This is a genomic window from Pseudomonas sp. S2_H01 (assembly GCF_054668305.1).
In genome coordinates, this window is the sequence record NZ_CP162756.1 from 3424655 (window position 1) to 3434381 (window position 9727).

Sequence of the window (9727 nt, forward strand, 5' to 3'; positions counted from 1 at the left end):
ATTGCACTCCTATCGCGGCTTGCATCAGAAGCGCCAGATAACGTCGACGATGGCGCGGTGCATGTAATCGTCCACGCCGCTGTGGTAGGCATCGCCAGGCTTGAACACGCCTGCGCGCAGACGAATCAGGGCAGACGGCTCGTCGAACGACTGGCTCACCGAAGCAGGCAGCAAGCCCTGCTTGAAGTACTTGGTCACGACCAGATCCATTTCCTGACCCAGATCCTTGCGGCCGTCTTCCAGCGGCAGGGAGTCGAACGTGCTGACGCCATCGGAATCGACATTTTCGCGAGCCGGGTTGACGCCTGCGCCGCCGATACCGGCGTGACCGTCGACACGACGGAACTTGTGGTAGATCAGCGAGGCGTCGTACTCGTCCTGCATCTGCCAGGACGCGAACAGCGAGCCGGATTCCACGTTGGCCATTTCGCCCTGGAACGCCTCGCCGAAGCGATGCACGCGCGAGCGGGTGCCGGTCCAGTTCGAGCGGTTGCTTTCCAGGCCGTTCTGTTCGTAGTTCTTGCTGGCGCGAGAGTAGGCGCCACCCACTTGCCACATAGGGTCCAGACGGAAACGCAGACCCAGATCGGTGGCCCAGCCGTTGACGTTTTCGTTGTTCTTGTCGCCCGCGACGTACTGATCGGCAGCAGGGTCGTAAGCAGTGGCGAGGCGATCACGATCACCGGTCAGCCAGGTCACGCTGCCCCAGTAGTTGACGGTGTTCAGGTTGCGATAGTTGTACGCATCGCTGTTGGCCTGAAGGCCCAGCCAGGTCAGGTCGCCACGGGAGGTTTTGTCCAGATCGTCCACGGCTTCGCCCGGGTGTTTCAGACTGCCGCCGTCGTGACTGTGATGAGCACGAACGCCTGCCCATTGGCCCGGTGTCCATTGGTACTCCACGTCACCGAACAGGTGCTGGCGATCCTTGTCCTGAGCCGACAGTTCGGTCAGGTCCGTGCGGTATTCGCTGAAGCGCTCGGCCGCGCCCACTTCTGCCTTCAGCAGGGTGGTGTCGAACGTCCAGTTCAGCGCTTCGATGTTGGTGTCGTGCCATTGGCCGTCGTCATTGCGCAGGCGCTGACGACCGAACTTGAGGATCTCGCCGGGGTAGGGCGTGAAGCCGCTGTAGCCAACCCAGAACTCACGCAGGGCCGCATAGCTGTCGTCCACTTCACGGCTGCTTGAGGTTTTGCGGACACGCTGGGTGGTCTGGCCGTTGGCATCGGTGGCCTGCTGGTCCAGCGGGTCGGTCTGGATGGTGTCGGTGGCGGTGACCACCTGGCCCATCGCGTAGCCGCTCCAATTGCCCCACTGACCGTACATCCATGGGCGCAGGTCCAGACCGATACCGTTGACGTCGCCACCGCCTCGGGTGCCCAGGTCACGGTCATCTTCCATCTGGCCGGTGGCCTTTACTTCGATGCCGAAGTTCTTGTCTTCGGTCAAGGCAGCCAATGTCGGCGTGGCCCAGATCAGGGAGAAACCCAGACCAAGCCCGGCCGCCATCAGAGGATTCAACTTAAGCTTCATAGAGGTGCGTCCTCGCCGTCTTTTTCTTCTTGCAGCGTCTGCAAGGCCAGCGCGTTCTGCGCCGTGGTGCCACGGACCTGCTGTTCTCGTTGGAGAAGGCTCTGCGCTTGCGCGCGCTTCTCAGGCGGCAATTGATCGTTGAGCTGCTGCGCAAGGTCCGCCGCCTGCGGCGTGCCTTGGGTCTGAGCGAGCTGACCGAACACCCAGGCGTTGACCGGGTCGGGCTTGATGCCTTTGCCCTGCGAGAACAATTGCGCCAGGGCGAAGTCGGCGCTGTTCTGGCCGCCGCGCGCGGAGGTCAGCAACTCGTCGACGGCTTTCTGGGCGTCGGGGTGGCCGAGGTAGCCACGGCGGTACAACTGACCCAGGTAGTAATGCGCGGAGATCTGCGTGGGCGCGGCCTTAAGCAGGTGTTCTTCGGCTTTCTTCGCATCCGGCAGGACCAGCTTGCCTTCGTAATACAGCTTGCCCAGCAGCAACTCGGCGCGCGGTTGGTCCGCGGCGCGGCCGTTGTCCAGGTATTCCATCATCTTGTCGACGTCGCCCAGTTCGGGATAGTCGTACAGCAGCTGCGCCAGGCTGACCCACGAAGCCGGGTAGCCGGGGGCGACTTTTTCCAACAGTTGCTGGGCGGTCTTCTCGTCGGGCTTGCCGATTGTCGAGTCGGCCAGTACGCGAGCGACGGTGTCGACGCGCATCGCCGGGACGGAGCCCATCGAATAACCGCTCTGCATCTGTTCCAGCAATGCCGCCTGCTTGTCCGCTTCGCCACGTTTCTGGTAGACCGTCGCCAGTTCCATGTAGCAAACGTCGTTGGCCCGCAGGGCCTGTTTGCAGATGCTTTCGACTTCACCCAGATGCTGGTCGTAGGTGCCTTGGGTGCGATAGAGCAGCACTTGGGCAAGACCCGCTTCCGGATAACCCGAGGCGCGCCATTCGTTGATCTTTTGCTGCGCGTTCACGTTGGGGAACGTGTGCGGGTACTGCAGATACAGCATTGCCAGCGGGATCAGCGTGCCGGTTTCGCCGTTGGCGAACGCCTTCTTCAGCAGGCCCTCGGCTTCGCGTTGCTCGGCTTCGGTGGAGTTGGGTTTGACGGCCAGCAGCTTGCCCAGGCGCGATTGCGCGCGGGGCGACGTTTCTGCGGCGGCGCGATAAGTCGCTTCGGCCTGCTTGATCAGCTCCGGGTCGCGTGTGCCGACCTGGATGTCCGCAAGACCTACCTGTGCATCGCTATAACCCAGGTCCGCCAGTTGCCGATAGTTTTGCTCCGCCGTCGCGGTGTCACCGCGTTTGAGGGCTTCATTGGCCAGGCGTTGATCGGGCAGGCCGGCACAGCCGCCCAGACCGATCGCGATCGCCAGGCTCAACAACGTAGGGGCTGACAAGCTTCGTAGTGGGCTAGCCATGTTTACAAACCTGCGGCCGTGGCTTTGTCGATCAGCCAGTTCAGGGACGGGCCGCGATCGCTGACCACTTCCACTGGACGACCGGCCAGGGTGCTGCTGAGCGATTCGTCAGGCTGGATCTGGACGCGCATGTCCGAAGACAGGTCCGCCGGGCTCAGTGCCGTGGAGCTGACGATCTTGCCGCTGTGAGTGCCTTCTTCGCCGGCGACCTGGAAGTTCACGCGGGCACCCGGCTGGACGTCGGCGAACTGGCGGTAGGTAAAGCGGGCGTCGACGGTGGCAGGAACGTTGCGCGGCACCATCTGGAAGATCACATCGCCTTTGGCAGCGTACTGACCATTGGCAACCAGTTGCTTGCCGACGACGCAGTCACATGGGCTGGTCAGCGTACCGGCGAGTTGACGGCCGAAGAGCTCTTCGATTTTCGCCGGCTGCATTTCGTCCGGGTCCAGGTTGCCCTTGAGTACGTCCAGCATGCTGGTGTTGAACGACGCCAGTGGCGCGCCTTTTGCGACGTCGCCGTTCGGTGCGATGAGGCTGGTCACGGTGCCGTCACGCGGCATGGTCACGTCCATGGTCGGCACACTGACCAGACCGGACGTCGAGTGGCTGACGAAGTACATGCCGTAGACTGACTTGGCGACGAAACCGAACGCCGCCAGACCGACGACGAAGATACCGGCGCTGAACGTCACGGCACGCAGACGACCGAATGCGCTCAGGCCGCTGCCGCTGTCTTTCTTCTTGCGCGCCTTGGTGAAGTTGTCGCGCTGCAGGGTGGCAAGCACTTCGCCCATGCTGACGATGTCGCCGGACAGGTGAGAAGTGATCAGGTGGCGCAGGGTCGCGATGTCCTGAGCCTCCAGGTGCTGGAACTGGCAACCGACACGGCCGCTGCTTGCGTCGACGGCGCGAACCTGAAGTTCGACGTCCATGGCCAGGCCCAGGTTATCGATCAGGAACTGCAGACGACCCTTGATGACCTGACCGGCAGCAAACTTCACGCCGCTCGGTGCGACGAAGCTCAGGCCGCCGGCAGAGAGGTCTTCGACACGCACCAGCGGTGCATTTGGCTGGCCATTGAGCAGGCGCAATTTGGCTGGGATCTTGACCCGTGCGTGTTGGCGCTGGGCTTCGGATTCATGGACGACGTTCACATTCACGGCTGTATTCATGGCGGTTTATTCCTGATTAATCGAGTTGATCCATTGTGCTTTCAGAGCCCGTCAGAACCCTTTTCATACCAGCGTCAGCAACACTGCAACGAAGATGCTGCCAGCCGAGAAAGTCATGGTTCGAGACGACCAGGTGTTGAACCAACCCTGGAAGCTGGCCATGTCGCGGCTCAGTTTTGTGTCCTGGCGGGTCCAGGACTGACGGTCGAGGCGGAAGAAGACATAGATCTTCATCAGTGCGCCGACGATCTGGTTGTAATAGAGAATCATTGGGTAAGCCGGCCCGATGGCATGCCCGGAACACGACAGCAACAACGTGAGAATGAAACGGGTGATACCGATCCACAGCAGGTAAACCAGCAGGAACGCCACGCCATATTTGAAGCTGGCGAGCAGTGCGACGGTAAGGCCGAGAATCGAGGTCCACATCGACACGCGCTGGTCGAACAACACGATGCTGGTGAAGACACCGAGGCGGCGAACGCCAAGGCCCAGCGCACGCGAGTTCTGACGCAGGTTGTTGCCGTACCAGCGGTACATCAGTTTGCGGCTCGCCTTGAGGAAGCTCTTCTCAGGCGGGTGTTCCACGGTGTTGATGGCGGCGTCCGGCACGTAGAACGTGTCGTAACCCAGGCGCATGAGGCTGAACCAGCTGGACTTGTCGTCACCGGTCAGGAACTTGAAGCGGCCCAGGCGCCAGTGCTGCAGCGAGTCGCTTTCGACGTCTGCGATGAAGTCCGGGTCGGTGACCACGGTGGCGCGAAACACCGACATGCGACCGGTCATGGTCAGTACGCGTTTGGACAGGGCCATCGAGCACATGTTGATGTGACGCTGGGCGAATCGCAGCTTGTGCCATTCGCTCATGATGTAGCCGCCGCGTACTTCGCAGAATTCATTGGTGGTCAGGCCACCGACGTTGCCGAACAGCTGGAACCACGGAACGGTTTTGCGGACCACGCCTTCGGCCAGCACGGTGTCGCCATCGATCACGGCCACCACGGCACGGTCATCCGGCATGTGGCGCGAGATGGCGCGAAAGCCGAATGCCAGACCGTCACGCTTGCCGGTACCGGCGATGCGCACGAAGTCCAGGGTCACGTGTGGAGGCGGGTTGTGTTTGGCCCACATCGCCTTGACCAACAGTTCATCGGACATCTCGACCAGCGAGCACACGACGGTGGTCGGGTAGCCGCAGGCGATGGCTTCCTCAATGACCGAGTTGTACACCTGAGCAGTGGTCAGCGCGTCGATACGGAAGCTGGTGACCATCAGGAACACGTGCGATGGATCTGCAGCCTTGCCGAGCTTGCGTACTTTGCGGCGCAGGTGCGGATAGACGATGTAGAGAAAAATCATGCCGCGCACAAAGTGCGTTGCGCCCATCGAGTAACGCCAGATACCGACGATCCCGACCAGGAAAATAAAGTCTTTCGACTGTGAGTCGAAAAGAGTGACCGGCAGCGCCATCGCGATGGCGGCCAGCACGGTTAAATAAAACAGCCAACCTGCGGCCTGAAGTAAGCCGTGTTTTAGCCTGAGCATAATGGGGGTCCCTGAGTCAGTTACAACCAAGCTGCAAGCCCCACACCTCGAGCAACAAGCGCGTGAACGCCTGAAGCTCGGGGCTTGAACTTGAAACTTGCAGCTTGTGGCTTGCCGCCTGCCGCTGCTTCTTACCAGCAGATACCTTCGGTCTGACCGTCTTCGGTGGTGGTGCCTTTCATGAAGCCCACCAGATCGATGACGCGTTTGCCGGCGGGTGCCTGGTTGGCCAACGCACGGAAACGCTCGTCGCGGTTACCCAGGATGATCACGTCGGAGTTTTCGATCACAGCGTCGAAGTCCGAGTTGAGCAGGGACGAAACGTGCGGGATCTTCGACTCGATGTACTCTTTGTTCGCACCGTGGACGCGAGCGTACTCAACGTTCTTGTCGTAGATGCTCAGGTCGAAGCCTTTACCGATCAGCATTTCTGCCAGTTCGACCAGTGGGCTTTCACGCAGGTCATCGGTGCCGGCCTTGAAGCTCAGACCCAGCAGCGCGACCTTGCGGGTGTCGCTTGCCGCGACGATGTCAAAGGCGTTCTGGACCTGGGACACGTTGCTGCGCATCAGGGAGTTGAGCAACGGCGCTTCGACGTCCAGGCTGCTGGCGCGGTAGGTGAGGGCGCGCACGTCTTTCGGCAGGCAAGAACCGCCGAAGGCGAAGCCTGGGCGCATGTAGTACTGCGACAGGTTCAGGGCCTTGTCCTGGCAGACCACGTCCATCACTTCACGACCATCCACGCCGACGGCCTTGGCGATGTTGCCGATTTCGTTGGCGAAGGTGACTTTGGTCGCGTGCCAGACGTTGCAGGTGTACTTGATCATTTCGGCGACAGCGATGTCCTTGCGGATGATCGGTGCGTCGAGTTCTTCGTACAGCGATTGCAGAACGTCACCGGACGCTTTGTCGAATTCGCCGATCACGGTCATCGGAGGATGGTCGTAGTCGGCGATCGCGGTGCTTTCACGCAGGAACTCAGGGTTCACCGCAACGCCGAAGTCGACGCCGGCTTTCTTGCCCGAGCAGTCTTCCAGAATCGGGATGACAACGTTTGCGACGGTGCCCGGCAGAACGGTGCTGCGCACGACGATGGTGTGACGCGAGGTTTTTTCACGCAGGACGAAGCCGATTTCGCGGCAGACGGACTCGATGAAGTCCAGTTCCAGATCACCGTTTTTCTTGCTTGGCGTGCCGACGCAGATCATCGACAGGTCGGTCGCGCGGATGGCCTCGGAGAAGTCCGTGGTGCCGCGCAGTTTACCGGTCTTGATACCGGTTTCGAGCAGTTCGCCCAGACCTGGTTCCACGATTGGAGACTTGCCCTGGTTGATCAGGTCGATCTTGGCGCTGGAGATATCCACACCGACAACATCATGACCACGCGCCGAGAGGCAACCAGCACATACTGCACCGACATAGCCCAAACCAAAGATGCTGATATGCATCGTAATCTCCTCGATTTTCACGCCATTAGTTGGCTGGATATAAAAATTGTCTTACAACTTTCGCGCACTCGTTCGCACGGCAGGTTAATGTCGTGAACAAGCACAGGCAGAATTTAAAGTTGGGCGCCCTGTTCCAGAGGCGGGCCCGGATGTTACAGATCTAAAGCGTCGAGTAATCCATATATATGTATATGAACTCCCGATCTGGGATATGGCATAGCACTCCGGCGGATGGTTGCGAGTCGCTGCCGCGCCTCTGGCTCAAGGCTTTTGGCCATGATTCAGTATTGTCTTGCTCGTCAGTGGCTGCAGGCACCCGGTTGGTGCTTGCTCGATTTACCTCAACTAGTTTGGTGCGTTCTCTCCTTGTACGAACCACAATGACCCTTCGGTCTAACTACTTGAAAAGCAACTTTCAGATTCGTCCTGCCCGAATGTAAGAGATGTCTCACAAGGTGGGCGAGAATTGTTACGGGATGTAGGAGCATAGGCCTTCCCCATAAGTTCCTGGCCGCTCGTCCTCTTTTTGAGATTTTTTGAAATATCTTTCTTGTTGGAGATGGTTGCACTCTGATAGCACTTACCGTTCAACCCCTAGTTATAAAGGGCTTGCGCGTAGTTCATGTAAGAGTGCCACCAGAGTAAAATGGCTATGCGCCATCACTCGAAAATGTTGTTAAATTTTTGAGAAAAATCTCGGGGGCTTTTTAGTTGCCTTTTTATTGGCGCCAAAGGCTTGTCATTGCGGCCGTTCGTCTGACGGAACAGTCTGATTGGAACTCTGGTAAGAGCCTACGTGAGCCGTAGTCAACGCTTGGCATCCGTGCCTCATCCTCGCCCTCACTCTGCGCGCCTTTATTCATAGGAGCGCTTTTTGTGAGCACATGGACCCGCGCCGGACTTGTCTGCACCGGCGTGTTGTTGAGCCATTGCGCCCTGTCGGCGCCGTTCAGCAACCCTGGCGATCAGGGACTCATTCTCGACAGGCAAGAGCGGTTGCTGAAGGACCAGCGCCGCAAGCTGGAAGCGCTTCAAGACCTTCAGGGGGCTGCGCCGGCGTCTGCCAACCGTCCTGAAACTCGTGACTCCGCCTGTTTCCCGATCAGCAACATTACGCTGGAAGGTTCGAGGAGTTTGTCGCCACGCGATCAAAAAAAGATGCTTGCTCCCTTTGAGGGCAAATGTCTGGGTGTGGAGAAACTGAACGACCTACTCAAGGCTATTACCGCTCGCTACCTGAACGGCGGGCGGGTCACCAGTCGTGCCTATCTACCCCGGCAGGACCTGTCGCGCGGTCAGCTGACGATTTTGGTGGTTGAGGGCCGTCTGGAGAGGCTCATGGGGTATGAGAAAGGTGCTCCAAGTGATCGTGAGTTGCGCATGGGGTTTCCCGGCAAGACCGGCGACTTGCTCAACCTGCGTGAGTTGGAGCAACTGGTCGATCAGCTCAACCGATTGCCGTCCAATCGTGTCCGCCTCGAACTCAAACCTGGAAAAGAGGTAGGGGGCAGTGAGGTTTTGGTGCTCAACGAGCGGCAGAAGCCTTGGCGAGTCAGCGCGTCGCGCCATAACGACGGACAGAAGAGCACTGGTCAACAGCAACAAGATGTCGGGCTGGAGTGGGACAGCCCGATGGGGCTGGCGGATCGACTGTCCCTGCGCACCGGCGGCGACGCGGTGAGCGATCGCCATCGCCACTCGGAAAACGCGATGGTGTATTACGACCTGCCTTACAAGTGGTGGAGTTTTAACTATGCCCAGAGCCGCAGCCACTATCGTTCTCGCGTTCGGGCCAATGGCTTTTCCTTCTCCCAGACAGGGGACACGGTCAGTCATCAATGGCATGCCGAGCGTGTCCTTCACCGTGATGCGGTGGGTAAGACTTCGCTGCAACTGGGTGCCTCTCATCTGCGTAGCAACAGCTACATCGAAGGCAGTCGGCTGATCGGTAGCAGTAACCGGCTCAGCGAATTACAGCTTGGTTTGAGTCACGGGCGCCGCCTGGGATCGGTGTTCGCCAACGTTTCGCTGGGCATGCAAAAAGGCGTCGGCGCCTTTGGTGCGCAGCGTACCGCGCCTGCGAATGCTCGTAACCCGAATACCCGTGAACCGCAATCGCGATATCGCAAATACAGCGCCACGCTGAGCATGCTCAAACCCTTTCAACTGGTTGGCGAGTCATTCAGTTTCAGCAGCCTTGCCACAGGGCAGTACAGCAAAGACGTGCTGTTCAGTCCCCAGCGTTTGAGCCTTGGCAGCGAATCATCAGTGCGCGGTTACAAAGAGCAATTTCTGTCGGGTGACAGCGGCGGTTACTGGCGCAACGACCTGCGCTGGAGCCGGCCGGTCAAGATTGACTGGCTGCGCCCGGTGGTGTCCGGCTACGGCGTAAACCTGGGATATGACCGCGGTGTCATCCGCCACAGCCGCTTCGATGGCGGGCAACACGGACGCGTATCCGGTCATGCCGTACAGCTGTTCGCCAACAGCAAGCATGCCAGTGCCAGCCTCACTTTCGCCCATTCCCTGGAACGACCCAAAGCCCTCGCCGAGCGCGAGACGCCGGTTTCTTTCCGCCTGGATTTTTTCCTGTAACCGCACCTGCTGCCCTGGATTTTCG

Annotated in this window: 6 protein-coding genes; 1 reads left to right on the forward strand and 5 read right to left on the reverse strand. The window is 59.6% G+C overall.

The features are described from left to right. Positions 1–24 precede the first annotated feature (24 nt). The 5 genes from AB4N84_RS15340 to AB4N84_RS15360 form a co-directional block, all read right to left on the reverse strand. On the reverse strand, positions 25–1530 hold the full coding sequence (locus tag AB4N84_RS15340; protein WP_460042104.1) for an alginate export family protein: 1506 nt from the start codon (positions 1528–1530) through the stop codon (positions 25–27). Next, entirely contained in the window at positions 1527–2939 is a 1413-nt protein-coding gene (algK, locus tag AB4N84_RS15345; RefSeq protein WP_074753714.1) for an alginate biosynthesis TPR repeat lipoprotein AlgK, read from the reverse strand. The genes AB4N84_RS15340 and algK overlap by 4 nt, the downstream gene beginning before the upstream one ends. 2 nt (positions 2940–2941) lie before the next feature. Further along, the gene (locus tag AB4N84_RS15350) at positions 2942–4114 is read right to left on the reverse strand and encodes a PilZ domain-containing protein (RefSeq protein ID WP_074753718.1); all 1173 of its coding nucleotides are present in this window, start codon (positions 4112–4114) and stop codon (positions 2942–2944) included. 63 nt (positions 4115–4177) lie between these two features. Continuing rightward, complete coding sequence (alg8, locus tag AB4N84_RS15355) at positions 4178–5659, reverse strand: mannuronan synthase (RefSeq protein ID WP_074753721.1); 1482 nt, start codon at positions 5657–5659, stop codon at positions 4178–4180. A gap of 131 nt (positions 5660–5790) precedes the next feature. Continuing rightward, the gene (locus AB4N84_RS15360; RefSeq protein WP_074753723.1) at positions 5791–7107 is read right to left on the reverse strand and encodes a nucleotide sugar dehydrogenase; all 1317 of its coding nucleotides are present in this window, start codon (positions 7105–7107) and stop codon (positions 5791–5793) included. 876 nt (positions 7108–7983) lie between these two features. Between AB4N84_RS15360 and AB4N84_RS15365 the strand changes: the two genes are divergently transcribed. Next, positions 7984–9702, forward strand: coding sequence for a ShlB/FhaC/HecB family hemolysin secretion/activation protein (locus AB4N84_RS15365; RefSeq protein WP_460042105.1), 1719 nt, complete (start codon positions 7984–7986; stop codon positions 9700–9702). The last annotated feature ends 25 nt before the right edge of the window (positions 9703–9727 follow it).